General features: G+C 52.7%; 24 protein-coding genes and 2 pseudogenes. 8 read left to right on the forward strand and 18 right to left on the reverse strand.

Features of this window, described 5'->3' with window-relative positions:
* Positions 1 to 383: 383 nt before the first annotated feature.
* From RAL91_RS23305 to RAL91_RS23325, 6 genes and pseudogenes are all read right to left on the reverse strand, one after another.
* Positions 384 to 953 (reverse strand): hypothetical protein, encoded by a 570-nt coding sequence (locus RAL91_RS23305; RefSeq protein WP_306258619.1) that lies wholly within the window; start codon positions 951 to 953, stop codon positions 384 to 386.
* Between the two features lie 334 nt (positions 954 to 1,287).
* Positions 1,288 to 1,588 (reverse strand): annotated as a pseudogene (locus RAL91_RS23310) (NIPSNAP family protein); the annotation flags it as partial.
* Positions 1,585 to 2,088, reverse strand: a complete 504-nt coding sequence (locus RAL91_RS25170; RefSeq protein ID WP_371932456.1) for a GFA family protein — start codon at positions 2,086 to 2,088, stop codon at positions 1,585 to 1,587. The gene RAL91_RS25170 and the pseudogene RAL91_RS23310, both read right to left, overlap by 4 nt.
* 44 nt (positions 2,089 to 2,132) lie before the next feature.
* Complete coding sequence (gene gloA, locus RAL91_RS23315; RefSeq protein ID WP_306258620.1) at positions 2,133 to 2,561, reverse strand: lactoylglutathione lyase; 429 nt, start codon at positions 2,559 to 2,561, stop codon at positions 2,133 to 2,135.
* Positions 2,562 to 2,631: 70 nt separating this feature from the next.
* Positions 2,632 to 3,117, reverse strand: coding sequence for a hypothetical protein (locus RAL91_RS23320; protein WP_306258621.1), 486 nt, complete (start codon positions 3,115 to 3,117; stop codon positions 2,632 to 2,634).
* 119 nt (positions 3,118 to 3,236) lie between these two features.
* Complete coding sequence (locus tag RAL91_RS23325) at positions 3,237 to 3,668, reverse strand: hypothetical protein (RefSeq protein WP_306258622.1); 432 nt, start codon at positions 3,666 to 3,668, stop codon at positions 3,237 to 3,239.
* A 300-nt stretch (positions 3,669 to 3,968) separates the two neighbouring features.
* Between RAL91_RS23325 and RAL91_RS23330 the strand changes: the two genes are divergently transcribed.
* The 3 genes and pseudogenes from RAL91_RS23330 (at position 3,969) to RAL91_RS23340 (ending at position 6,421) form a co-directional block, all read left to right on the forward strand.
* The gene (locus RAL91_RS23330; RefSeq protein ID WP_306258623.1) at positions 3,969 to 4,547 is read left to right on the forward strand and encodes a TetR/AcrR family transcriptional regulator; all 579 of its coding nucleotides are present in this window, start codon (positions 3,969 to 3,971) and stop codon (positions 4,545 to 4,547) included.
* A 40-nt stretch (positions 4,548 to 4,587) separates the two neighbouring features.
* A pseudogene (locus tag RAL91_RS23335) lies at positions 4,588 to 4,932 on the forward strand (DUF1348 family protein); the annotation flags it as partial.
* 448 nt (positions 4,933 to 5,380) lie between these two features.
* Positions 5,381 to 6,421, forward strand: coding sequence for a LacI family DNA-binding transcriptional regulator (locus RAL91_RS23340; RefSeq protein WP_306258624.1), 1,041 nt, complete (start codon positions 5,381 to 5,383; stop codon positions 6,419 to 6,421).
* A gap of 91 nt (positions 6,422 to 6,512) precedes the next feature.
* Here the strand turns inward: RAL91_RS23340 and RAL91_RS23345 are convergent, their stop codons facing one another.
* The 10 genes from RAL91_RS23345 to RAL91_RS23390 all read right to left on the reverse strand — a co-directional run bounded on the left by RAL91_RS23345 (position 6,513) and on the right by RAL91_RS23390 (position 18,243).
* A complete protein-coding gene (locus RAL91_RS23345) occupies positions 6,513 to 7,895 on the reverse strand; it encodes a neutral/alkaline non-lysosomal ceramidase N-terminal domain-containing protein (RefSeq protein ID WP_306258625.1) in 1,383 nt (460 codons plus the stop codon).
* 12 nt (positions 7,896 to 7,907) lie between these two features.
* The gene (dgoD, locus tag RAL91_RS23350) at positions 7,908 to 9,086 is read right to left on the reverse strand and encodes a galactonate dehydratase (RefSeq protein WP_306258626.1); all 1,179 of its coding nucleotides are present in this window, start codon (positions 9,084 to 9,086) and stop codon (positions 7,908 to 7,910) included.
* 19 nt (positions 9,087 to 9,105) lie between these two features.
* Complete coding sequence (locus RAL91_RS23355; protein WP_306258627.1) at positions 9,106 to 10,107, reverse strand: ABC transporter ATP-binding protein; 1,002 nt, start codon at positions 10,105 to 10,107, stop codon at positions 9,106 to 9,108.
* Complete coding sequence (locus RAL91_RS23360) at positions 10,104 to 11,096, reverse strand: ABC transporter ATP-binding protein (protein ID WP_306258628.1); 993 nt, start codon at positions 11,094 to 11,096, stop codon at positions 10,104 to 10,106. The genes RAL91_RS23355 and RAL91_RS23360 overlap by 4 nt, the downstream gene beginning before the upstream one ends.
* Positions 11,093 to 11,986 (reverse strand): ABC transporter permease, encoded by an 894-nt coding sequence (locus RAL91_RS23365; RefSeq protein WP_306258629.1) that lies wholly within the window; start codon positions 11,984 to 11,986, stop codon positions 11,093 to 11,095. The genes RAL91_RS23360 and RAL91_RS23365 overlap by 4 nt, the downstream gene beginning before the upstream one ends.
* 4 nt (positions 11,987 to 11,990) lie before the next feature.
* Positions 11,991 to 12,944: an ABC transporter permease gene (locus RAL91_RS23370; RefSeq protein WP_306258630.1), complete on the reverse strand. Its 954-nt coding sequence runs from the start codon at positions 12,942 to 12,944 to the stop codon at positions 11,991 to 11,993.
* Between the two features lie 61 nt (positions 12,945 to 13,005).
* Positions 13,006 to 14,586, reverse strand: a complete 1,581-nt coding sequence (locus RAL91_RS23375; RefSeq protein WP_306258631.1) for an ABC transporter substrate-binding protein — start codon at positions 14,584 to 14,586, stop codon at positions 13,006 to 13,008.
* A 553-nt stretch (positions 14,587 to 15,139) separates the two neighbouring features.
* On the reverse strand, positions 15,140 to 15,292 hold the full coding sequence (locus RAL91_RS25175) for a hypothetical protein (RefSeq protein ID WP_371932457.1): 153 nt from the start codon (positions 15,290 to 15,292) through the stop codon (positions 15,140 to 15,142).
* Positions 15,293 to 15,994: 702 nt separating this feature from the next.
* Complete coding sequence (locus RAL91_RS23385; RefSeq protein WP_306258632.1) at positions 15,995 to 17,227, reverse strand: NAD(P)/FAD-dependent oxidoreductase; 1,233 nt, start codon at positions 17,225 to 17,227, stop codon at positions 15,995 to 15,997.
* Positions 17,224 to 18,243, reverse strand: a complete 1,020-nt coding sequence (locus RAL91_RS23390; RefSeq protein ID WP_306258633.1) for a sterol desaturase family protein — start codon at positions 18,241 to 18,243, stop codon at positions 17,224 to 17,226. Before RAL91_RS23390 ends, RAL91_RS23385 begins: the two co-directional genes overlap by 4 nt.
* Before the next feature lie 178 nt (positions 18,244 to 18,421).
* On the opposite strand from RAL91_RS23390, the gene RAL91_RS23395 reads away from it, so the two are divergent.
* Genes RAL91_RS23395 through RAL91_RS23410 form a run of 4 tightly spaced genes read left to right on the forward strand, consistent with a single transcriptional unit; the run spans position 18,422 to position 21,044 of the window.
* A complete protein-coding gene (locus RAL91_RS23395; protein ID WP_306258634.1) occupies positions 18,422 to 19,105 on the forward strand; it encodes a GntR family transcriptional regulator in 684 nt (227 codons plus the stop codon).
* A gap of 25 nt (positions 19,106 to 19,130) precedes the next feature.
* Positions 19,131 to 19,871: an SDR family oxidoreductase gene (locus RAL91_RS23400; protein ID WP_306258635.1), complete on the forward strand. Its 741-nt coding sequence runs from the start codon at positions 19,131 to 19,133 to the stop codon at positions 19,869 to 19,871.
* 12 nt (positions 19,872 to 19,883) lie between these two features.
* Positions 19,884 to 20,708: a 3-methyl-2-oxobutanoate hydroxymethyltransferase gene (locus RAL91_RS23405; protein WP_306258636.1), complete on the forward strand. Its 825-nt coding sequence runs from the start codon at positions 19,884 to 19,886 to the stop codon at positions 20,706 to 20,708.
* 21 nt (positions 20,709 to 20,729) lie between these two features.
* Positions 20,730 to 21,044, forward strand: a complete 315-nt coding sequence (locus RAL91_RS23410; protein ID WP_306258637.1) for a MocE family 2Fe-2S type ferredoxin — start codon at positions 20,730 to 20,732, stop codon at positions 21,042 to 21,044.
* A 126-nt stretch (positions 21,045 to 21,170) separates the two neighbouring features.
* Here the strand turns inward: RAL91_RS23410 and RAL91_RS23415 are convergent, their stop codons facing one another.
* Positions 21,171 to 21,902 carry a LuxR family transcriptional regulator gene (locus RAL91_RS23415; protein WP_306258638.1) on the reverse strand — a complete coding sequence of 244 codons (732 nt, stop codon included), beginning with the start codon at positions 21,900 to 21,902 and terminating at the stop codon, positions 21,171 to 21,173.
* 78 nt (positions 21,903 to 21,980) lie between these two features.
* Here RAL91_RS23415 and RAL91_RS23420 point away from each other — a divergent pair, with 78 nt between their 5' ends.
* Positions 21,981 to 23,540: a trypsin-like serine protease gene (locus RAL91_RS23420; RefSeq protein WP_306258639.1), complete on the forward strand. Its 1,560-nt coding sequence runs from the start codon at positions 21,981 to 21,983 to the stop codon at positions 23,538 to 23,540.
* A gap of 138 nt (positions 23,541 to 23,678) precedes the next feature.
* Here the strand turns inward: RAL91_RS23420 and RAL91_RS23425 are convergent, their stop codons facing one another.
* Entirely contained in the window at positions 23,679 to 24,821 is a 1,143-nt protein-coding gene (locus tag RAL91_RS23425; RefSeq protein ID WP_306258640.1) for a mandelate racemase/muconate lactonizing enzyme family protein, read from the reverse strand.
* Positions 24,822 to 24,972 lie beyond the last annotated feature (151 nt).

Below are 24,972 nucleotides of genomic sequence, written 5' to 3' on the forward strand. Positions count from 1 at the left end.
TCTCTACATAAATGTATTATGTCTCCTGCGTTGATCTATATGATTGAGGGCTCCATCGGAATTTTGATGCTTTTGGCTATTCCAATTGTCATTTTCGAAAATATAGCAGTGTTGCCCTACATAATATTGAACCAGGGGTCGATTGTCGGAAATTTTTTGTCGTAGCCGAAAATTATAATGAACTGCAGCAACGTTCTACATTGTGTGTCTGACGTAAGCGCCCCTTGATGATTCTGATCGCTTTGTCTAATCGCACTTAATTCTCCTTTTCCTGATTTCGATTGAATTAGTGCATATGGTCCGGCCCTCGCTGTCTTGTGTTGCCCCGCCATTTACGCTGAGAAATCTTAGTCGAAAACGAAGCGGAATGTGACCCCAAAGAACTACTTTGGTGGCTCTTTCGCTTCCATCGGCAGCGTGACGTGAGCAAGCGGGGTTTCACTCCACGTAATATAGGGACCACCAACAAAGGGGTTTCGCGGAAGGTCTGCAAGAACGGCCATGTCAGGAAAAAGCATCATGACATGCGGCCCCTCCTGCCTCCACACGCCGCCATCGTTCGGGTCGGTCGCCATCGGGTTGTCGTTGTTCATCATCGGATCACCGGCCAGCATGTAGGCAACGCCAATAACATCGGTTGTGAAAGCGGAACCCGAAGCGGCGGCCGCCATCCATTTCATCCAAACGATGTCATTGCACATCGGGTGCTGATCACCCGGAATGAGCCCGACACCCGGCAAACAAACCCACCCGTTTGTTCCAGCGCGTAAAATGGCTCCATCGACGTCCATAATCGTGGCCTCGTTCGTGATATCCGATGGGGCTGCGGTGATGGCGCGTGCAATTTTGGCCTCTGCGGTTTCGGCGTTGGAAACTGTGGCAGCGCTTAGCAGCACAACCGATATTATCGCAGTGATGAAACGCCTTTGAGAGCGGGTTATTGTGTTCAACATGTTGGTATCTCCATTCCTGTGTTGTCAAATTTGCGTAGGTCGGTTTATCGAAGCGGCCCCACTGTTCGTGGCGACGTTTTTTTTGCTTTTAGCGTGCGCCTTTGCTGCGTCGCAGAATGGTCATGCGTAAATGCTGGCTCAACGGCAGTAGAGAACCCACAGTTCCTTTTTTACATTGTTTCCAATGTCTGTTCGTTGAGCGATTCCAAGTCTGAAACATTGACGCTTTGATTTGTGAGTTCGATTGCAATTGATGCAGATACTACAGCTTGCTCCGTGGCCTGTAGAAGTCGCGCCAAGCCTGCTGATCAAGAACACCTGACATATCACCGTCCAGAAAAGGTCGCAGGAAATGTCTGTCGTACCGCAGGATGCACTTGGTACTGAAGGCAAAATCATATGCCGCATTACGGTCTGAATCGGCTGCGCTTCAGGTCCGATAGACCTCATAAGCGGCCAGAGACGGGAATGAAAATGCCGCAAAGGCCAGGTCATACGGCCCTTCTTGTGGGAGGAACTATCCATGATGTGTGCCTCCAAAACCGGTCTACAAGAGGAATCCATGCTTTTGCATAGACCTCGAAGTTCGTGATTTTGGCAGGGTCAATTTTGTAGGTGACGTTACAGGTCATCATGATTTCTCCGGTCTGATTATTGTGCTGTTCTCCGTCGGCAGGGGCTTTGCGCCCATAACCTTTGATACCAGTGGCCCTGGGAATTCCGCGTGTATGGTGACATGCTCCAGATCCGACGCCCAAGCAGGTTGCTCTGAGGCAAATATCCTGACCCGCTCTATAACATTCACCGGTTCGCTCAGAGATCCAGCCGGAACGATCATCTTTGTTCCGTCGCCACTTACCCAAGGCACGCCGGACCCGCAGACCCGGCAGAATGACTTGGAGATGTCGCGCCCAGACACTTGGTAATTGACAATATTGCCAGCACCCCCAAGCCAGTCGAACCCTTCGATGCCCACGAACAAGTTTGATGCGAAAGCCGATCCGGTGATCTGGCGACACTGATTACAGCTGCACAGAAACAGTTTCTCGAACGCGTTGGCGACCTCGAAGGACACGGCCCCGCAAAGGCAGCCACCTCTATTTTTTTGGAGGGATGGGGCGTCTTGTTGGGTCATCAATTGCGCCTTTTATAATGCATCACGCCGCATGTTTTCGCGTGCTATCCAGCCGCTGCGATCAACTCGATGGTGTATCCATCGGGATCCTCGAGAAACGCGATGACTTCTTTTTCATTGGTCTCAAAGGGCGCGAATTTCATAGGGCCAGCGGGCCTCGTCACCTTAACGCCCATGTTCGTCAGACGCGCGCAGGCCGCGTAGATATCCTGCACTTCAAGCGCGATATGACCATAGCCAGTGCCGTGCTGATAGCTGGTTTCGTCCCAGTTCCACGTCAATTCCACCGCGGGGGCCAACGGATTGTTGCCATATCCCATGAACACCAGGGTGAAGCGGGCATCGGCGAATGTCTCGCGCCGCATCTCGCGCATGCCCAAAGCGTCTGCGTAAAAGGCGATAGAGCGATCGAGATTGCCCACGCGGAGCATCGTGTACAGGATGCGTGTGGGAAAGCTGGTCTGGTCGGTCATTCGAATTATCCTTGCGAAGGGGCCGACACGCCATATCGCGGGCGTATCGGCGGAAGATGTCAGCTGGCGTTTATTGGCAGACTTCGCCGCTGTAGCGGACTAGCCCTTGCATGTTGTTAGTGTCGCGCAAATCAACGAGGCCATAGCTGTTGAAAGACCCGTTGGCGCCTATCATGGTGCCGCGTGCACTGCCCTCTTGGATGTCATAAGTGATCTCGATCATGAAACGACCGGGTTTGCCCGGCACAGCTGTTAAAATGCCTAGGTCTTTGGTCTGGAACGCACCGCCATCGCTGCGGCCAAAATAATGCTCCATATCCATCTCGAGGCCCGTAGCTGTTTCGCGCTGAGCGGTGATTTTGCCTGCGGCGTTTTGCACGCTGCCCGTCAATGTGGCGGAGATGATGATGGGGTTGCCTTCACCTTCTGCGAAAAAATTTGGGATTGCGACGCCACCGATAGGTGAACAGCTACCGGAAGCGGCGGAAGCGCTTGTGGTGCCTGAAAGGGAGATACTGGACGCGAGAGCCAGTGCGACGAGTGAAAGTCGGATCATGTTATTTTCCTTTGAGTAGGTTGGGTTGGGACGTAAGTGTTTTTTTAGGATGCACGCACCCCAGCGCTGGCCCGCATTTGAGGGCCAACGGATTGTTCCAATTGCAGTCGCTTTGTGGATCAGGCGGCGTTGATATCCATCGCGTTTTGGATGTCACCAAGACGCAAGACCTGTCCCGCCCCAGCCCAGCCACCGTCGGTGACCTCATAAAGCATGGCCCAGTGGTTGAGCCTGCCATCATGGGGCCCGACGATATCATCGATGATACGACCGATGTCGGCGACCAGGCACTTTCGAGTCTCATCGTTCAGGGCACCTTGGGGCGTTGTCACGGCGATGCGAAACGGAGGTTTCTGTTGCGCTGCGCCGCCGACATAAAATGTGCCTTGAGGCTTTTCATTAAAATGCGCCCAGACCAAAGACTGCGCGCCTGCACTTTCTAGTGGGGCACCTTCGGCCTTGAGGACGGCATTCGAGAGCTGCGACATCAGTGCGTCTTGTTGCGTTTTATCCAGATCACCCCGTGGGGCGTCTACTTGAATGAGGGGCACGGATATTTCCAATCTTGTCTTAGGTTAAGTGTAATGGAGGGTAAGGCCACGGCTGGCGGTCTAGGAGACGCTTGCGTCCAACACACGGGTATAGAAGGCCGCAATGATTTTGGGTCGGCTGATCCCCGTCTCGACCTGCGACTTTGTCTGGTGCTTCATCTGGCTATCCTTTGTGACGAGAGCGCCCGGTTTGATCGGTTGCTTCGCAATAGATTTTTGTATATAACGATCGATATATAACGATCCCTATATCGTCAAGTAAAAAATAGCGATCGCTATAAAAATTCGAAAGGACAGCTGATGACCCAGTCACCCACTAAGAAAGAACAAACCCGCGCGCGCATTCTGGACGCTGCTAGCAAAAGCTTCAGAAGTAGTGGCTATGCGGGTACCGGAGTAGACGGCATTGCAAAGGCCGCCGGTGTTACCTCAGGCGCATTCTACGCTCATTTCGGATCGAAAGATGGTGCGTTTGACGCAGTGCTGGCGGCTGGGATGGACGAGGTGATTGAGAGCATTCCGGGATTTCAGACAGAGTTTGGATCTGATTGGGTTGCTGCCTTTGCCAATTATTATCTGGGTGAGGCGCATCGTAATGACCTTGCCTGCGGCTGCGCAATGACAACACTGTCACCTGAAGTCGCACGGGCAGATCTCGATATGCACACGGCGTATGAAACGAAGATGAACAGAATTGTGGGGCTGATTGCCGATGGTTTGGATGGCGGCTCAGAGGATGCGCGCAATGCCCGGGCCTGGGCGATGATAAGCACCCTGATCGGTGGGTTGACGCTATCACGGGCCGTTGCAAATCCGGATATCGCAAACGGGATCGCTGCAGCGGCCCGCACTGCAGCTGTGGCCGCCTCCGAGGCCTGACGATCCGACATGATTTAGCACCCCAAAAGGACATCTTCCCATGGAAACCCTCTCACCGCTGCCGCCCCTCACACGTGAATCCGCGATCCAAAAGGTGCGCCTCGCGGAAGATGGCTGGAACACCCGCGATGCAGCCAAAGTCGCCACGGCCAACACGCTCGATACAAAATGGCTTCGCGAGATCGATTATCGCCTGATCAAAGAACTCTGGGCCTTTACCGACAACCGCATCGCAGTCCGCTACGCCTATGAATGGCTTGATGACACCCACAACTGGTTTCGGTCATACGGGAATGAAAACTGTGAGTTTGCCGGAAACGGGCTGATGCAAGACCGTTTCGCAAGCATCAACGACCTGCCTATCGCTGAAGCTGACCGCAAGTTTCGACAGGTCGGGAGCAGAATCATGAGCCAGGTAAAAGCACAACTTTTAGACGCCGTTGAACGTTTGAAGGAAGACAATTTCAAAACGGGTCCAAACTGGAATTCATGCCATGATCTTTGCCAATCCAACGAGGGAAGTCCGGACTTAGACTGGGTACATGGTTTGGTTCATCTGATCGAAGGCGATAAGTCTAACGCCTCCTACTGGTATCGCAGAGCAGGGAAAACACAAGCAAGCCAAGAATTTGAAGGCGAATGGCTGAGCATTCCCAATGAGCTCAAAGGCGCGCCCAATCCCGAATGATTCCGTATAATTAAGAAGGGCTCTAGACGCGGTCATTTAGCCTGCGAAAACCCTCGGGCGGTTCACGAATGGACGATACCCATCATTTCGGGCTATATGCTGGCAATATTCAGATGCGCGAAATTTCCATGGTCAGAGAAGCACAATGATAAAGCCCAGTTGGACGGGAACCAAGCAAAAGCGCAGCGCTACGCTGAAAGAGATCGCTCTGGAAGCCGGTGTAACCCCGATGACGGTCTCGAATGTGCTCAACCACCGCGACAGTGAAGTCAGCGAGAAGACACGCGAACGCGTTCAAACGGTGATAGATCGTCATCGCTACCGTCCACAGGCAGCAGCCTTGCAGTTGCGGTCGCAACATACACACGCTCTGGGCATGTTCATTCTCGATGATGTGCCACAGTTCCTGAACGACCCCTTTACGACCCAGGTAGTCGCCGGCTTGTCCAACATTGCCTCGGAAAAGCACTACAGCGTGGTACTTCAGGGTGTGCGCTCCGACACGCTGCTGGAGGCCCCGCTTCTGGCCCGCCTGCAGACGGATGGCGTCTGCGCGATTCTATCGGGCAGTGATGCAGCGCGCCAGGCCGTGACCGAGCGCCTTCTCAGCCTGAATGTTCCGGTAGTTCTCATCCAGGAAGCCGTGAGTAATCCCGGCGTCTGCTGCGTGCGCCAGGATGATTACGACGGCGCCTGTCAGATCGCACGGTATCTGGTCGAACGCGGTGTCCGCGATATGATGTTCCTGACGCCCGGTGAGGATTGGCCGGCCATCAGACACAGATATAATGGTCTTCAATCCGTCTGCGGTGCTGTCGGCGCACGCCTGCGGGTCGTACGCTGCGGTGACGAATCTCTTGTCTCGACCCAAAATGCAGTGGCTGCAGCAATCGAGGCAGACGTCATGCCTGCGGCTATCGTCGGTGGGAATGACCGCATGGCCATGGCCGCAATGGAGTATCTGCGCCAGCGCGGCTTGCAGGTGCCAGAGGATATCCGCGTTACCGGGTTCAACAGTTTCGATGTGTCGGCATTCGCCAACCCAAGTCTCGTCACCATCCGTTCAGACGCATACGAATTGGGGCGCCGGGCCGGACAGGAATTGTTGACCAAGATCGAAACCGGCGCGTTCACTGCCGAGGACATTGTTCTGCCTGTCGATTTTGTCGCCGGCCAATCAGCCTGAAGCCTTGCGCGTTCCTTTACGGGGATCGGGAGGGAAAGACACCCAGTTTGCTCCTGCCCTGTGGATGCCAAGGCGTCAGAGCTTCAGGGCGTCAGATCAGGCTGGTGATCATCTCTGTCGCCTTGTCCAGGGTCTTTTCCAAACCGCCCGCTGCGAACATTGCCACTCTGACCGGATAGACATCTGTTTCATAAGCCTCCTGCGACGGCAGATAACTCAAACCGCCATTGCAAAGGTTCATGACCACGATGCTGAGCTCCGGGAACCGCGCCCGTAATTTGATCTGGAATGCGCTGTAAAGTTCGATAGGTGCTCCCACAACGATCGAAGGCCCGAGACGCCAGACATATAATGGCATGTCGAATGTTGGCCCGTCACCGATCTTCTCGCGCTTCGCCAGTTTGCGTTCCAGCCGCTCCTTCATGAAACCCTTGGGAGTGCTGGCCAGTTCTGCCTTGATTTCGTCCATCGTTTTTTGCGGCACCATGTCCAGTGCAACCCAATCGCACAGACTGGCAAATGCAGTACACGGAGGGTTCGGTTCATACCCCCAGCGTGCCAAATCCGCGCCAGAATCCTCCTTGTGCGAAAAAGACAGCATATGTCCGCTTGGCGACATGCTTTCCAGGGCTTGCAACACGGCATAAGCCACTTCGCGGCCGTTCTGGTCCGCCGCTTCCACATCATCTTCAAAGCTTCGGCGCGGTGTCAGTTCGCCCGACGCGCCGTTCAGGAACAGGCATATCCCACCCCCTACAGTTTTCTCGACGGTTTCCCGTAATGCGCCAACATAATCAGACGAGATCAACTTGTTGGCCCCACCCACGGAAGTCGGGTGGCAGGCATAGTTTACAATGGTCGCGATCGGTGTTCCGTCCTTGCCGTTAACCCGCCCCACCAACAAGGTGTCGTCCGCATTACCGGCCGGGTTCAGACCGCAAATAAGCATATCGCTTCCTGTCAGCGGCAGTTCACGATTATAGGCCAGACGGCAAACGCCGTTCGTCCATGTCAGCACCGCCGGTTCCAGATTGGCCCGCGCCTCGGCAATCACCTGTTTGCAGGCCGCGCCGACCTTGTCACGGAAGGGTTGAATAAGTTCGCCACCGGGGGAATCTGCGTGACAGAGGTCGGTGAAGGGCGCGCCGTGGGTATGGGCCAGCGTCATCAGAAATTCATCCGCAGCAAAGCCGAATTCCGCGATCAGCGGTTGGCGCAACCCATCTTCATCTGCTTTCGACATGAAGGACATCAAATCAAGTGACAACAGGAAAACGGGGCGCGACGCCCCTTCCGCTTGCAATGCCAGACAGGTCGCATAAAGCGGCCTGTGCACCCCTTCGGCGATATCATGGGTGGAACTGCCCCATGTCCGGGCATACATGCCTTCAGGTGGGGTGATATCAGCTCGAGCGATCCCAACACTGCCCGCGAATTCATTCTGGGTTAGTGGATCTATGCCGTCTTTTGTCATGTCTGCTCCATTCTACCAATCGCCCACAGAGCCGTCATCATAGAACACCCGCTGCGGGGCCTCCTGCCGGAACGGGTGTTTGGAGATTTCATCGAGATTTAGTTCAATACCCAACCCCGGCTTTTCGCCCGGTAAAGCTGTCCGCGTCTTGGGGTCTATATCGTGTGATTGTGTAGCGATGTCGTTACGCCATGGCACGTCTTTGCTAACTGTTTCGCAAATCACATAGTCCGGTTGTGAAAAGCCAAACTCCAGCGATGCAGCTGTGCTGATCGGGCCTTGCGGATTGTGCGGAGCAAGTGCGATGCGGTGCACCTCGGCCAATGCAGCGATCTTGCGCGCTACGGACAGGCCGCCGATATGAGTAATATCGGGCTGAACCACATCGCAGGCACCAGCCGCAAACAGAGCGTTGAACTGCCCGATATGGGTAAGCCGTTCCCCCGTCGCAATCGGGGTGTTCACACTGCTGCGGATTTCCGCAAGGCCTGCGATGTTTTCAGGCCAACACGGCTCTTCAAAGAAATACAAGCTGTATGGGTCCAGCGCCCGCGCGAATTGCCCCCCCATGGTGGGGGATTGTCGGGCGTGACAATCAACCATGATATCGATGTCGGGGCCGACAGCTTCGCGCATTGCTTCAACAGCCTGGACGGCAGCGGCAACGCCCTTGCCACCTTCCAGTACCTTGGTTGGTGGTACGGCCATGGACTTGAAAGCAGAATAACCATCTTCGACCGCCGCCTTTGCCAATTCGCCAAACCGAGCTGCGTTACTCACAGGTGTCTCATAGAATTGCTTCATGTCACCGCCACCAAGGTGGCAGTATAGCCGGATATTGTCGCGCACGGTTCCGCCCCAAAGCCGATGGCAAGGGGTGTTGTAATGCTTGCCCGCAATATCCCACAGCGCCAGATCTATGCCGGATATCGCTGTTGAGCGAACGATCCCGCTTCCGTGCCAGAAGTGTTGACGGAACATCATCTGCCACAAATGTTCAATCCGCAGCGGGTCTTCGCCGATCAGCAAATCGGCCATGTCCTCAACCGCACCGACGACAGAGCGTGTGTGCCACTCCAGCGTTGCCTCGCCCCAGCCATACAACCCGGGCTGATCCGTCTCGACCCGTACGAATATCCAGTTCCGCATATTCGCGTTGCAAACGAACGTTTTGATACCAGTGATTTTCACGGGCCAGTGTCCCCTTGTGTTACTTTGCTGCAGTTGCCCTCCCGGGCAGATCTTCCGCGAAATGGCAGCTTGCCTGATGCTCGTCGCCCATCTGTCGCAATTGCGGAGTTTCAGACCGGCAGATGTCTTGAGCAAATGGACAACGCGAGTGGAAATGGCAGCCTTGCGGCGGCGACAAGGGGCTGGGCAGTTCGCCCCGCACACGGTCGCGTTTATGGCGCAACCGTGGATGAGCCACCGGGATTGCCGCCATCAGGGCCTGCGTGTAGGGGTGCATCGGACGACTGAATAATTCATCACGCCGGGCGATTTCTACAATTCGGCCCAGATACATGACTGCAATGCGGTCAGAGATATGCCGCACAACGGCCAGATCATGCCCTATGAAAAGATAGCTCATGCCCATCTTTTCCTTCAGGTCCTGCATCAGATTGATCACCTGCGCCTGCACTGACACATCCAGCGCCGAAACTGCTTCGTCGCATACCACCAGTTTGGGTTTTGGCGCTATGGCGCGCGCAATACCAATTCTTTGGCGCTGGCCACCGGAAAACTGGTGGGGATGACGGTTGCGGAAACGTGCGGGCAACCCCACCATTTCCAATAACTCTGCCGCATAAGCACGCAGTTCGGGTGTTCGCTTGTGACCTTGCGCATAAAGCGGTTCGAGGATGATCTCTTCCACCGTCATGCGCGGGTTTAGGGAGGCATGAGGGTCCTGAAATATGATCTGGAGGTCTTCCCGAACACGGCGCATGCTGGCAGGATCCATCGAAAGAATGTCGCGGCCATCAAAATTGACTGCACCCGACGTGGCAGACAACAGATTCAGGATCAGCCGTCCGACCGTCGACTTCCCGCAGCCGCTTTCACCGACAAGACCGAGCGTTTCGCCCTCACCCACTGTGAAAGATACACCATCAACGGCTCGCACCACAGGTTTTTCGCGGACAAACGGGTTCGACGTAGCCAGTGTGAAATGTTTCACAAGATTGTCTACGCGGATTAAAACTTTACTCAATTGGCGCTCTCCCCCAACAACATTTCGGCACGAATACACGCCGAACTGTGGTTGCCGGACAGATTCACCTGAGCGGGGTGCCCCTCATTACAGGCGTCAATCGCCTTGTCACAGCGCGGGGCAAACAGACAACCCGGCGGTGCGGCAGCGGGGTTTGGCATAGACCCCGGAATAGTGTTCAGCTGCGTCCGCGTTTCAGTCAGCTTCGGTGTGCTGTTCATCAGCCCGGTGGTATAGGGATGTGCCGGATGGTCGAAAATCTGCATCACCTCAGCCTGTTCGGCAACGCAGCCCGCATACATCACAGTGACCCGGTCGGCGACTTCGGCAACAACACCCATATTATGGGTTATCAACATGATGGCAGTGCCAGTCTCGAAGCGCAGGTCGTTCAACAGATCCAGAAGCTGCCCTTGAATGGTCACATCAAGCGCTGTGGTCGGCTCATCCGCGATCAACAACCGTGGAGAACAGATCAAAGCCATGGCGATCATCACCCGTTGTCGCATGCCACCTGACATTTGATGCGGAAAATCATCCAGACGGGACCTAGGTGATGGAATACCGACCATGTCCAGCAGTTCCACCGCCCTGTCACGAGCCGCTCTTGCACTGACACGCCCGTGGTATCGAATGGTTTCAACAAGCTGGCGACCGATTGTAAACACCGGGTTCAGCGATGTCATGGGTTCCTGAAAGATCATGCCGATTTGGCGCCCGCGTATCTTTTGCCACTCCCGCCGCGACAGCCGGGTAATATCGCGCCCCTCAAACAGGATGGTACCGGAAATCGCCGTTTCGGCAGCAAGCAAACCCATGATTGCCAGCGCCGTCACGCTTTTGCCCGATCCACTTTCGCCAACAACACACATCATCTCGCCGGCCGTCACATCAAAGCTGACATTGCTGACCGCTGGCAATCGACCGGATTTGGGTGCAAAATCTACGGTCAGATCCCTGATCGAAAGAATTGGCGGATCACTGCTCATCCCTCCTCCACCTTCATCCGCGGATCCAGCACATCGCGCAATCCGTCCCCAAGCAGGTTCAAGCCCAAGGCCGTAATGGCAATGGCAATACCGGGAACTACAGTGAGCCAGGCAGCTTCGCGCATATAGGCCCGTCCTTCCGATATCAGTATGCCCCAGCTTGGCACTGTGGGCGGTGCACCCAGCCCCATGAAACTCAGAACCGCTTCGGACAGCACTGAATAGGCGAAAACAAAACTCAATTGCACGATCATCGGTGCCATGGAATTGGGCAGCACGTGCTTCATGATAATTCGAAAATCGGTTGCGCCGGACGCCCGTGCAGCCATCACGAAATCCAGTTCTTTGACCACCAGAACCGAAGATCTCACCACCCGTGCTGTCCGCGGTACATAGACCACAGACAGTGCTATGATCGCCGTCATCGACGAGGGGCCAAGCGCCGCTGCAATGCCGATTGCAAGCAACACGGCTGGAAAGGCCATCAACGCATCTGCAATCCGCATCAATATGTTATCAAGCCGTGCATAAAACCCTGCCAACGCGCCCAGCATAACGCCGAAAATTGCATTCAGAACGACAACGCTGGTTCCGATCATCAAGCTCAGCTGCGCACCATAAATGACCCGGGAGAACATATCGCGACCAAGGTTGTCAGTGCCCAGTAGATTATCAAAAGAGGGTGGTTGAAAGCGGTTTCGCATTGATAGTGCATTCGGCGAAATGTCCGTCAACAATGGTCCCAGAATGGTTAAAAGCACCACCGATCCAAACAGAATCGCGCCGATCGCGAAGGAACGATTGCGCATGAAACGGCGCATCGTGGCAAGAAAACGAGCCAGACCGGTCGGCTCATCCTCGATAGCATCAATTTCGATATGACTTTGCATCTGGTCAGTCTCGACCTTTGACGCGAATGCGTGGATCAAGCCAGAAATAAAGAACATCCACCACGATGTTCAAAAACAGCAAAGAGGCCGCAATGGAAATCAGCCCACCCTGCACAAGTGGAAAATCTCGACTGAGAATGGCATTACCCATCAGCGAACCGAGGCCGGGAATACCAAAAATCACCTCAATCACGATGGAGCCGGATAACAGCACTGACAGGATAAGCCCCAGCACCGTTACAACGGGCATCATCACATTCGCCAGCGCGTGCTGGCCGACCACAATCCATTCGCTCAGTCCTTTGGCGCGGGCCGTTCGGATGTAGTCCTGACTGAGAACTTCCAGCATCGTCGACCGCGTGATGCGGGTTAGCAGCCCTGCCTGTAGCAACGCCAGAGTCACGGCCGGCATCGTTGTGGTTTTCAGCCAACCCATCGGGCTTTCGCTGAAGGCAACGTATCCTCCCGTAGGAAACCATCCCAGATGCACGGAAAACATCACGATGAAAATAAGAGCCAGCCAGAAATTCGGCAGCGAAATCCCGATCAAGGCGAACAGTGTTGCGATTTGGTCCAGCAGCTTATTGTGGTTGAGTGCCGCGACAATCCCCGTGACCAGTCCGAAAATGATGGTAATCAAAAGCGAGTAAATCGAAATTCCCAACGTGATCGGAGTGCGGTCGATGATAGCATCCAGAACGGGTGTCCCAAGCATCAGGGATTTGCCCAGATCCCCCTGAAACAGGTTGGTATAGAAACTTGTAATCTGGAGAAAAAATGGCTCGTTCAGTCCCATATTCTGGCGAATCTCTTCCAGATCTGCCGCAGAAGCCTCCGGACCGCCAATGACGGTCGCCGCATCGCCCGGGATCAGATAGATCATACCAAACGCAAACAGACTGACTAGGAAGAGGATCGGAATTGCCTGTAACAGTCGGCTGACGGTGTAGCCAATCATGCGGACCCTCCCCTGGAACATTTGCCGGGGTCGCTAAATTGCGACCCCGGTCATTACATGCCTACTCTTCGATCCAGATGTTTGAAACCTGAACATTCGTGAAGGATTTAAAGCCCTTGACCTCACTGCGAAGGCCTTCGGTGGATTTCAGCACGCCGAAAGGAATGCCAAGCACGTTTTCCAGTGCGTATTTCTGGCCCTCTCCGAATGCAGCAACCCGTTCTTCCAAAGTTGCACTGTTCTCGACGCGGTCAAAAATTTCGTTCATCTCTGCCGGTCCCTTGTTGTTGGGCGGCGTGAAGACGTTGTTCGGGTCGGCAAACCCACGCAACGCGATCGGTCCGCCCTGCTGTACCGTTGAGGTCCACACTGTAAAGAAGAAGTTCCACGCACCCTCAGCATCACGACTCGTCGCCAGCGCAGTTGGCCAATCCAGAACGCTGAGTTCCACATTGAAACCTGCGGCTTTCAACTGTTCACTCATCACCAGAGCAGAGTTGTAAGACCACTGGAATTGCTGCGTCGCCAGCAAGATAACCGGTTCGTTATTGTACCCGGCCTCCTTCAGCAATGCCCGCGCCTTTTCCGGGTTAGCCTGATTATACATATCGAGGCCGGCTTCCGAATAATAGGCCTGAGTGGGATACTGAAAGGCACCCTGAAGCTGGAATTCACCGTCACTTCCTGCATCGGCGATTTCTTCCGCGTTGACTGCCGCAGCCATAGCCTGGCGGACTTTCAGATTATCCGTAGGCGGGTTGGAAAAGTTGGGGTAGCCCATGGAAAGCCCCTGGAGACGGCTTGCAAGCTCCACACCATCCAGTGCAGCAAGCCGTTTTTTGGAAATGGCTGGCACAGAAGTGGCAATATGCACTTCGCCGGTTTCCAATGCGGCCATGCGCGCTCCGGTTTCCGTGATCATGCGAAACCGCACAGTATCAACGCAAGCCTGCTTGTAACCACCAAAGCCACTGTTAGTTTCCATCACTGCCGTGGGCACATAATCATCAAAGCGCTCCAACAAAACGTGGCTGTCTGGAACAAACTCGACATATTTGAAGGGACCGGTGCCGATGATATCGATTTCACCAACCCCTTTGGCCGCTTCTTCGGACGGCATGATCACGATTGGCACTGTATAGGTCGACAGATTTTCAATGAACGTAGCTTGCGGGTGTTCCAACACCAATACAAAAGTATTGTCATCAGGCATTTCCCATTTTTCAACCGCATCAAGGTTGGACCGGTTGCCGCCTATCTCGCGATAACGCTGGAAAGAAGCAGCAACGTCGGCAGACGTCATCGGCTTGCCGTTATGAAAGGTCACGCCTTCACGCAAATGGAACGTGTACCGCAATCCATCGTCGCTCACCTCAAACGAGGTTGCAAGGTCGGGAACAGGGTTCATGTCCGCGTCGCGGGTGATCAGGGCTTCAAAGACATTCATAGCAACATTGCGTGTTGCGCCAGCCGAAGTCGTATGTTGGTCCAGTGTCGGAATTCCTGACTCGACCGCGACGATCAACTCGCCACCGACGACAGGGCACTCGAACTGGCCTTCGGCAGCCGCGCTTCCCGCTGCTAATATAAGGCCAGCGGCAATCGACGAGCGAAGGATTAATCTTGCATTCGGGTGTTTCATGGTTGTCTCCTTTGTTGGGTAAAGGGGGTTTGATATCCAGCATTCGCTTGCACGACGTGCCGCAAGGCGATTCCAATATGATCCCTCGGCGGGCGACATTTCCGGCAGCGGGCGCCTCCCCATCCGCACCGTGTCTCCGACCAGGAAATGCCATCCAGATTGCTTATCGCAAACATTTTGACTTTCCCAAGAGTGAGGTCATCCCTGTTACTTTAACCTTAAAGTTAGCTAACATTTCAACCCCGTTTCGTCAATCCCATTGAACAGACAAGCTGAAATACTACCGAAGGTTACGCCCCTGAATTTGCTCTTCCATCAACTTATCAGGCGGTCATTTTTCACATACAGCATCACAAAACAGGCCTGCTGCCTGGGGACGATGCCTTCCTCGGATTGGGGGTCGATACGTCATTGTCTGGAAGCGGTGCACCCGATGAAGTCGAGTGATGTGACCAACCCGCTAGAATTGGCGTTATAGGTTTCGGGCTGTGGCCAGATGGTCATTCAACATAAGCCATTTTTACTTTCAGACAGCGGCGCAGATCGGTTCGGCTCACAGAACCTGGATCATGTTCGCGGTGCACCTTGGATTCCAAAGCCCTAACGTTAGATAGACCGATTGCACCAGCCCCTGAAGAACTGCTTCCTGCCAGGCGATCTTGAGGCGCATATTGAAGCCATCGTCGAACACTAGTATCACCAGCATTATCACGGGGGCCTAAACAACGTCTTGCCGTCTGATGTTTACTTCGGTTGCGCTCAAGCCATTCTAAACAAAAGGAAAGGGACAAATGCAAAACGCTCGAAACCCGGCGCTTGCAACATCGCAAACTCCCCGCATAATACTACCAACCAGATGAGCCAGATACTCGCTTATTTTACGCAGCCTTTGGCACCAAAAACTCTGATGACGAACACTTCCGAATGTCAGGCCGTCAGAGGTGGCAAGTGATAGTCCCCTGTATTCCAGAAATAGTATTCAAACTGTCTGGCTTTTATTTTTGTTCGCACAATTTTCCTGAACGCGCTGCGGCTCTGTTCGCTGTATGCTTGCAATGCGTCTGATGCCGCAAAGTGATTTTCATCTTGCCCGGTAGTTGTCGGGGGGCGCGCCAAAGTCGATCAAGGCACAAGAATAAACTGCCGTTTCGTCAAAAGGATAGCGCGCTTCCATTTCTGGCGTCAGTGTCAGGCCGAGGCCAGGTGCCGTTGGACGGATCAGGTGTCCGTCAACGATGCGTCCCTGAAGGCGAAGGCTTCCACGTTCTCGAATGCCGACTGAGGTAGTGTGTAAAGCGCAGCCTCATAGGGCAGGTTGTAAACGGTGTATTCCGTCTCCATCGGTACAGAATCCCAGTCATCATAAGTTTCAAATGTCAGAATGTGGCGTTTGTCATCAAATTGCCATTCAGCTTAATTGCTTACGATGTAGCAGCGACTTAAGAGCAATGGTCGCATCGCCGAGCTGAGCTTTGTCCACTAAAGTTCCTGCTTCAATCATCTTCGAGGCAAAACGAATGTCCTTGGCAACCTTCGTGCTTGGCGCTATGCCGCTCGCAAATGCAAGCGTATCATCCTCATTAATGCCAAAGCTAACATGATGATCGTCGGCGTAAACACGCTCGACACTTTCGGTTGTCGTATCGGTTAGGCCAGAAACTTGTAACACGTGATCATATTGCTCTGACCAGAACCAGGGAATGAGAGCGCAGCTGATTCGCTGATGGTTCAACATATTACGGCCGACCAATGCGCCTTGCTCGCCCGCAGCCTGCCAAGATTCCAGTCGTGCCATGACTCCGTCCTCACCATAAAGCGGGAAAGAGCAGCAGTCGCCAGCGGCAAAAATGTCGGGATCTGTGGTTTGAAGGTGAGTGTTGACCTTGATTCCATTTTCTAAAGCAAGGCCAGCGTCCTGGGCCAATTTCGTATTCGGTGTGGAGCCTACGCCGGCGATAATCAGGTCGGCAGAAAGCGATCGACCATCATCCAATATTACCGCGCCAGAGGTGAGTGATTTCAATTTGATGCCGAAGTAAAACTTTACACCATGATTCTCATGCAAAGTTTGCACAAGAGCCGCCACCGGCTCGGTCACAGCACGCGCCAGCAAGCGGTTCGCTGACTCCAACACCTGCACCTCGACCCCCATACCGCGTAGGCTGGCTGCTAGCTCGAGCCCAAGGAAACCTCCGCCAATGATGATCGCTGAAGCCGCTCTATCAGCAGTTTTTCTAATTCGGACCGCATCATTTAAGTTTCGTAAATAGTGAATTGGCGCGCCTTTGGTCAGGCCTGTATCAAGACGGCGTGCAGATGCGCCGGTCGCCAGTAACAGGCGTGAGTATGGCTGGCTTGTACCGTCGTCAATTATAACCTCATGCGCCTCTCGGTTTATTGAAGAAACGCTCGCATTGATTCGATTGATACCTGCATCCTCAAAATGATGATCGGGAGCAATCGGCCGAACAAGACTTCTTTCTGGAGACCATTTGGACAAAAGAGGCCTTTCATAGGGCAAATCAATACCTTCGTTCGCAATCATTGTTAGAGGCCCTTCATGGCCCGCCTCTCGTGCAGACAATGCGGCGCGCACTCCTGCATGGCCAGCACCGATGATAACAATTCTAGAAGAACTCACGTCTTTTGTGCCTTCACGCGAGCTGTATGTACTTCACGGAAATGAGCGTCTGCTTCTGGAGTACCGTCATGCAGACTACCGAACCACTTGTCTAAGGGCACATTACTTTCTCCGAAATTCACATTGTGAAAACGATGATGCAGGTAATGCATATAGCGATCATTTTTGACCGCCATCTCGTCGCCGAAAACAATCTCGTCAAATCCGGAATGGCTCACCGCAGGACCGAGGCCTGTTTGAAATGCATTGAACATCATATGCAAAGGGTGGCTCGGCACGACAAGATGAATAAGAATGGAACTGAAGTAGAAGAGATGTTCAACAGGGTGCATCGCCATTCCAGACCACGGTCCGACATTGACGTTTTTGTGGTGCAAATAGTGAACCCAATCGTAAAGCGGTTTCCAGTGGATCAGCCGGTGAATCCAGTAAAAGTGGAAGTTGCGCCAGAATGGAACGGCAAGCATTAACAGGCAAAAATAGATCGGACTGGTTTCAAAACTGATGAACGGCAGCATGTTGTTTGCATAGAGCATCCACATGCCGCATTCATATGCGCTCCAAAACAAAACCCCAACATAGCCCCAAAAGACGTTGTCATACACCTGATCGTTGAAGAGGAATGTCGGATTGTTTTTCGACATCCAATTGCCGTTGTATTTTTTCTTCCGACCCTGCATTTGGTACTTAATAAACCACAGGTGGAAGGCGCCATACCAGAGAGTCGCGATTACGACGTTGCGAACGAAAATTTCTGCAACCCAGCCCCAAGCAAAGGCTTTCATCACCTCAAATTCTGGGGTGAAGAAAGCGTATGATATGCCTATTACGAACATATAAATTGCAAACCACGGGTAGAGCATACCCGGAAATCCGAACATCCAGCGCAGCAACCCTTTCAAATCCCATGGGCGATCTAGAAGCGGTTCCAAAAACACAGGGCGCCCAGAACGCCATTCGCCGCGGCGATCACGTATCTGACCATGTTCATCTATCGTCGTCTTCGGTTTGGCCATGCCTCTGTCCTCAGCGCGTAAAGTGGTGAAGCTGCAAAAGTATCAGTGCAAAGCAAAGAGTCAATAACTTTCGAAAATAAATAACACATTTGATTATAAGATAATATTCGATTATTCTTGAAATCTCAAATCATGCTGGTACTCTGCCCTCGATTTCCCGAAAGGCTTTCCTCGTATAATGACAAATGACGCGACCAATCCTTATGAAGCATTACGTTCCGGATTGATCTGGGGGCGTTGGAAGTCAGGTGAACGCTTAATCCCCCAACATCTGAAAGAGGAATTCGGCTGCACCAGTTCTGTATTGCGCGAAACTATGCTGAGGTTGGCAGGCGAGGGTTTCGTTGTCTCAGAGAAAAACCTGGGTTTCCGAGCTGTCGTCCACAGTGACGAGACTTTTCGTGAAGCGGCACACCTTCGTTTGGTCCTTGAGCGTGAAGCGGTGCTTCTATCGCTTCGCAACGGCGACTTTGATTGGGAAGTATCACTAAGCGCTGCCTATCAGAAGCTCGCTTATGTTGAGAAACAGATGATGGCGACTAAAGATGCCAAGAAGTACGTGCGCCACTGGTCGCTGCAAGACTGGGAATTTCATTTTACTGTGATGTCCGCATGCGGCTCCAATTTGCTGATGCAAGCTTACAAGACAGCGTTTGACACATTCCGAATGTATGCGGTCTCCACTTTTCCAAACTACGGATTCAGCCAAGAGGTCACTGCGAAAGAGCACCTCGATATTTATGAGGCCGCAATCGAACGGGATGCCGAAAGGTGCATCAAGGCCATCGAGACACATCTTACGCTTTACAAAGACGGAAACAGGACCCGCGAGCCGTTGCCACCGAAAGAAAATCGACCATAACTGACGATCTGGGAGGGTGAAAATAATGAAAAGAATTGCATTAATTACAGGTGGAGGCTCCGGCATTGGACGTGCCTGCGGCCTGATGCTTGGCGCGAACGGGTATCATGTTGTGGTCACCGGTCGGCGTTTAGATGCATTGGAAGAAAGCGCAGAGCTAATTGGCAACAATGCCTCCGCGATATCCGCTGACATCACAGATGCCGAAGAAGTCGACACGCTTTATGCGAAAATTGAAACGGACCATGGGCGTCTAGATGTTTTGTTCAACAATGCCGGTAACAATGTATCGGCTGCACCTATTGGTGATGTTTCAGTTGAAGATTTCAAGAAAGTGATCAATGTGAATCTTGTGGGCGCATTTATTGCGGCGCGGGGAGCGTTCAACTTGATGCGTAGACAAGATCCACAGGGAGGCCGGATCATTAACAATGGCTCAATCTCTGCATCGGTGCCGCGTCCCGGGTCCACACCATATACGTCATCCAAACATGCGATCACAGGAATGACCCGCACAATTTCCTTGGATGGTAGGCCGTACAATATTGCCTGCGGTCAAATAGACATCGGTAACGCCGCTTCACAGATGACCGCCAAAATGGGCGGTGGTGTACCTCAGGCTGATTTATCCATCAAGCCAGAACCAGTGATGGATGTGCAACATGTAGCCGACAGCGTATTACATATGGCGAATCTACCGCTTTCTGCAAACATTCAATTTTTGACAGTGATGGCAACTGCCATGCCGTTTATTGGACGCGGCTAAAGGATTCTCTACATGAAAAATATCTACACTTTTGCGGCTCAACCCGCACAGAGAACTGTAACCATTCCGTGTATGCGTCAGGCAAAAAAGGAAGGGCGAAAGCTCATTCAAACGACTGCAAACACAGCGGAAGAAGCCCGCGCTGTCGAGACCGCAGGTTTTGACATGATGATCTGTGATGCGGCCAATGCGCAAATCGTTCGGGAGGCGAATAAGACGACGTTCTGTACGGCAGCAATCAAGATCACCGAACATGTGACAGTCGATGACGTCATGCGTGAGGCGTTTCGGGTGCTGCAGTTAGGTGTTGATGCGATCATCACACCACGCAGTTTTTCCACGGTCGAAAAGCTCACTCGTGAAGGCATTCCCGTGATGGGGCATCTGGGCCTGGTTCCACGCAAGTCAATTTCGATTGGCGGACTGCGTGCAGTTGGTAAAACTGCGGATGAAGCGCTGGAACTCTATAAGGACTACAAGCGCCTGGAGGATGCCGGCGCGTTTTCAGCTGAATCTGAAGTTATCGCCGGCCCGATCATGACGGAAATTGCCAAGCGTACAAGTATCATATGCGTATCTCTTGGTTCTGGTAGTGGCGGTGACGTCTCTTTCCTTTTCATGAATGATCTATGCGGTGAAACCGAAAACCCGCCGCGACACGCACGAGCGTTTGGCAATCTGCGCGAGAAATACAAGGAGCTTCATCAGGAGCGAATTTCTGCGTTGAGCGCATTCAAAGCCGCCTCCTTGGAGGGAAGTTTCCCGACCGCAAGGGAGACACCTGGTTTGCCAGAAGCAGAATTTCACGCGTTCAAAAACGCTCTGGAAAAGATCTAAATACAAAAAAGGGATGACAGGATGACTGAGACTATTCGAGCTTGCAGTACCACCGATATCGACGAAGAAGACGTGATGCGCTTTGATCATGGGGACAAAACATACGCAATTTTTCATGCACCCGATGGTAAATATTACGCCACTGAGGGCTATTGCACCCATGAAAAAGCACACCTCGGCGAAGGTATTGTCGATGAATTCGAAATCGAGTGCCCGTTGCATTTCGGCTCTTTTGACTATCGCACTGGCGACCCAACAGTTGCACCAGCTTGCGTTAAGTTGAAAACCTATCCTGTTAAAATTGAAGGCAATGACATTCTGATCACCGTTGGCTGATCCATCTTTCATATCCCTTAAGCAATCAGCTCAATTAATTCCATGAGCGCTGACGGGGAACAGACCCGGCTACGGTACCCAGGACCGATCCAAGTTTTGAACCTATGGTCCTTGAACAATAAGACCTTAAATTTTGATAATCCCAAGCCCAATTGCAACCGCTACTGCCTGTTCGCGCGTCCGTGTTTTCAGTTTGTGTCTTGCGTTTCTCAGGTGAAATTCAACCGTTGAATTTGAAATTTTCAACCTCTCAGCGATTTTATCGTTCAACATCCCGCTCGCGAGCCAGGTCAGGCACTCACTTTCGCGTTTGGTAAGGTTCACCTCGGTTTGAGCATCCCTTGTGGCAATCTGAACAAGCTTCGCATCAAGGTGCATAGCCATCAAAAGAAAATCATGTTTGTGGGTGACCAGAAAACCATGCGGATCAGGTTCATCTGCAGGAATATCACCAATAAACATGCCACCAAATCCATCGTTTTTGGCCAATCTCAATGGCACAATAAAACCGTTATTGATGCCAAAGTTTCCAATATCATTCACCTCTTCAAAAAGTAGAGAATCTTCTTTTATTTTAGAGTCGAATTGAAGGCCATCAATCTGAATGACGCTGGTACTCGTTGCAACGTGTTGCGCATAAAGATCGTACCGATATGCGCCCCGCTGATAGTAGATGTTTTTCCAGGGTTCCGGATAATTGTTACGCAAAGTGAGTGGCGCATCATCCGGTTTACCATCTGCATATCCATGGCATAACGAAGCGATGCCGCATTTTGAAAATTCTCTCAGAGAGAATTCCCAAACAGATTTAGCGCTACTAAGTTCGTGAATTTTACCAATGAAATCGACAACGCTCATGTCAGAAAAATCCTGATTGAGCCCCCGCAATTCATCTTACATGATTTCGAAATACTGTAAAATGCAACGCGTCAACCTGTGGATATCAACAGTAGTCAGCGTCAGTCTTACTCCGATATTTTGCGAGGATTGCAAAATAATCCGGAGGAAGTGATGCTTAGGATCATCCCATTAAATGTAATCGTGGCTGTCTCGATGATTGGTTCTGCTGCGGCCCAGCAGAGTGACATAGGCAGCACCAGTCAACCGCTGTTAGCGGGTACCGATGATATCGGAAATCCAGCGAGTAATTCAGTTGTCCAGGTTGGCGGATGCACTGGAACTCTCATCGCCAGCGATATCGTGCTTACATCCGGTCATTGTATCGGAAACAGAGAAAAGCCCGAAAATGTTGTCGCACAAGATGACGGCTGCGGAAATTGGCAGCGATTTGATCGGTTCTACGACTTCAAGCCTGCGACCAATATCCCAATTCGATTTGGCCACGATAGCGAAAATATCTCTTATACGGCCCAGGCCGACAAGTATTCCATCATCGGCTGTGTCGATATCATAATGTTGAAATTAACGTCGCCCGTACCGCGCTCAGTTGCGATACCGGCAGTTGTTGCCACACGGCCTCTGCAATCGACAATATTGGAGGATTCCGATCTGCAAATTGTTGGCTGGGGAACAAGTGGTCTGGAAGATTTGTGGAAGCGGGTCGCAGATGCAAACGGCCGCACTTGGTCGTTGATTGGCCATGCAAATCTGGTAACCGGAATGGCTCAAACCGGCGGCAACCTCTTTGCAGCGACCGAAGGCAATACGTTATGGATGCGTCCTGCCAACGGCAGAAACCAAAAATGGAGGAAAATAGGACACGCCAATAACGTCGTTGCCATGACAGCTCACAACAACAACTTATTTGCAGCAACGAGAGACAACAAACTCTGGGTTCGCAACGCGATAGCGAATGAGGTTAATTGGCGTTACATCGGGCACGCGAACAATGCCAGAGCAATGGCCAGCCTCAACGGCAAGCTCTTTGCTTCAACCACAGACAACAAGCTTTGGGCTCGTGATCCCGTATTAAGCGATGTGTCCTGGACCCATATTGGACATGCTAACGGAATTATCGCGATGGCGGCATCGAATGGCAGGTTGTTTGGCGCCACCTCTACCAACAATCTGTGGTCACGCTCCCCGGATTTAAGCGATGTTGACTGGCAATTGGTGGGCAGCGCTGATCGGCTTCGAGCTATGGCTGGGACCGACACGGACCTGTTCGCTTCAAACAGGCCTGCGGAAGGCAGCTTTCCAAGTAATACCACCAGATTTCGGCAAATTGGAACCAGCCGTTTTTCTTCGTATCCGTGCGATGACGAAAAGCACTTATGCGCTCAAAGCAGCGGTGGGGCTTTGGTTAGGCCAGGCGATTCCGGAGGAGCTCTTTTTCTCCTACGTCCCGGACAGCCAAGAGTTCTGATTGGCGTCACGCGTCAGACGCGAAGCGAGGGCGGTAAATTTGTTGCGACTTTCTATTCAAGAACAAATAACGGCATTCAGAATCAGAACACGGGAATCTGGATCGAACAAATGGCGAGCCCCGCTACACCGAAAAGAAACCTGATGCTGAGACCTCCGGCTTCGCAATAGCTGCAACAGCCGTCCTCGATGATCGTTCTACCTTTGATTTAGAGATTTTACATCAAAGGCAGGATGGTCTGGTTGGGCAAATAGTGAGGCATCGATTCAGGCGACCGCGTCCGTAGGCGGAAGATGCTTGCGCTACCGTTACCCACAAACAGAAGCCTCAGCGTGGAATGTTTTGTAGCGATCAATGGCCTCTGGCAATGTCTCGATCCCCAAACCAGGGGCGGGGTCGAGTTTCATCGTCCCGGCTTGCACCGAAGGTATGGGAAAAGCATCTCGCAATGGATTTACATTGACATCGGCCTCCAGAGTGCCTTGCCCGCCAGCCGCCGCCAGAAGGTTGGCGGAAGCCAGCAGCCCGATTCCGCCTCCCAGAAAATGGGGGCAGTAGGTCAGGCCGGCTTCGACAGTCATCCGGGCGACATGGAAGCACCCGCTTACACCACCCCATTTAGCGACGTCCGGCTGTATGAAATCCAATATCCGTGTCTCAATCGCAGAACGAAAAGCGGCCAGTCCCACGATATTTTCGCCCCCGGCCAGCGAAATATTGCCGAACTTGCGCAATTCTGACCAGCTCGCTTCAGGCGCATCTGCCCTTATCGGTTCTTCAAGCCAACCAATCGGAATGTCATTGATACCAGCCAGAAAAGATTTGGCCTGATCGACCGACCAGGCCTGATTGGCATCAAGATAGAGGGTTTCAGTGTGACGAAGTCCTGAAGCATGACCGGCGACGCGATCAGCATCTTGAGCATCGAAACCAACTTTCAATTTGAAGGCAAGGTGGCCATCATTTCGGGAAGACTCGATGGCCTCTTCGGCCGTGCGGCAGTCGATCCCGCTGGCATAGGTCCGGATGGTATCAGCCGCCTTGTCGTTCAAAAGGCGACGCAATGGCTTGCCTTCCGCGCGCGCGCGCAAATCCCACAGCGCGCAGTCAATTCCGGCGATAGCCTGCGCAAAAGGTCCAAATTCCCCACATTGCAGAGCCCTGATGTGGGTCTTTCGGGTTAAGTCCTGAAAAATATCTTCTGGTTTTCGCGCATCCGTACCAAGCAGCAATTGGGATATGTCTTCCAGCACCAGACGCGCACGATGTTCGGCACCGGCTGCAGGCCAGTTGGCAAATATTTCTCCCCAGCCAAAGACACCCTGATCGTCCTCAATCCGAATGAAAACAGCGGGCCTGTCCCGCATGGTTCCAAATGACGTCTCAACCGGTCGGGAAAGAGGGACTCTGTAAGCCCAGGTTTCTATCCGGGCGATGGTCGGGATTGTCACAGATTCATACCTTGTTCAAAACGTCGAAAATCATAACACAGCGCAGCCACCCGGAACCGTCGACGACAAAAATGAGCGTTCGCTGGATTCCGCGTTCATTGGCGGCCGGTCAAGCGGTGCAGAAAATGGGCCCAATTGAGCAAAGGCAACA

This window comes from Pararhizobium sp. IMCC21322 (assembly GCF_030758295.1).
In the GTDB taxonomy this organism is placed as follows: domain Bacteria; phylum Pseudomonadota; class Alphaproteobacteria; order Rhizobiales.

Bases quoted from the DNA above. Each gene is read 5' to 3' on its own strand.
- RAL91_RS25175 (WP_371932457.1), bottom strand. From the start codon at position 15,292: ATGCTGGTGATACTAGTGTTCGACGATGGCTTCAATATGCGCCTCAAG.
- RAL91_RS23395 (WP_306258634.1), top strand. From the start codon at position 18,422: ATGACAAATGACGCGACCAATCCTTATGAAGCATTACGTTCCGGATTG.
- RAL91_RS23370 (WP_306258630.1), bottom strand. From the start codon at position 12,944: ATGATTGGCTACACCGTCAGCCGACTGTTACAGGCAATTCCGATCCTC.
- RAL91_RS23400 (WP_306258635.1), top strand. From the start codon at position 19,131: ATGAAAAGAATTGCATTAATTACAGGTGGAGGCTCCGGCATTGGACGT.
- RAL91_RS23305 (WP_306258619.1), bottom strand. From the start codon at position 953: ATGTTGAACACAATAACCCGCTCTCAAAGGCGTTTCATCACTGCGATA.
- RAL91_RS25170 (WP_371932456.1), bottom strand. From the start codon at position 2,088: ATGACCCAACAAGACGCCCCATCCCTCCAAAAAAATAGAGGTGGCTGC.
- RAL91_RS23360 (WP_306258628.1), bottom strand. From the start codon at position 11,096: ATGAGCAGTGATCCGCCAATTCTTTCGATCAGGGATCTGACCGTAGAT.
- RAL91_RS23390 (WP_306258633.1), bottom strand. From the start codon at position 18,243: ATGGCCAAACCGAAGACGACGATAGATGAACATGGTCAGATACGTGAT.
- gloA (WP_306258620.1), bottom strand. From the start codon at position 2,561: ATGACCGACCAGACCAGCTTTCCCACACGCATCCTGTACACGATGCTC.
- RAL91_RS23330 (WP_306258623.1), top strand. From the start codon at position 3,969: ATGACCCAGTCACCCACTAAGAAAGAACAAACCCGCGCGCGCATTCTG.
- RAL91_RS23410 (WP_306258637.1), top strand. From the start codon at position 20,730: ATGACTGAGACTATTCGAGCTTGCAGTACCACCGATATCGACGAAGAA.
- RAL91_RS23415 (WP_306258638.1), bottom strand. From the start codon at position 21,902: ATGAGCGTTGTCGATTTCATTGGTAAAATTCACGAACTTAGTAGCGCT.
- RAL91_RS23320 (WP_306258621.1), bottom strand. From the start codon at position 3,117: ATGATCCGACTTTCACTCGTCGCACTGGCTCTCGCGTCCAGTATCTCC.
- RAL91_RS23345 (WP_306258625.1), bottom strand. From the start codon at position 7,895: ATGACAAAAGACGGCATAGATCCACTAACCCAGAATGAATTCGCGGGC.
- RAL91_RS23405 (WP_306258636.1), top strand. From the start codon at position 19,884: ATGAAAAATATCTACACTTTTGCGGCTCAACCCGCACAGAGAACTGTA.
- RAL91_RS23365 (WP_306258629.1), bottom strand. From the start codon at position 11,986: ATGCAAAGTCATATCGAAATTGATGCTATCGAGGATGAGCCGACCGGT.
- RAL91_RS23340 (WP_306258624.1), top strand. From the start codon at position 5,381: ATGATAAAGCCCAGTTGGACGGGAACCAAGCAAAAGCGCAGCGCTACG.
- RAL91_RS23375 (WP_306258631.1), bottom strand. From the start codon at position 14,586: ATGAAACACCCGAATGCAAGATTAATCCTTCGCTCGTCGATTGCCGCT.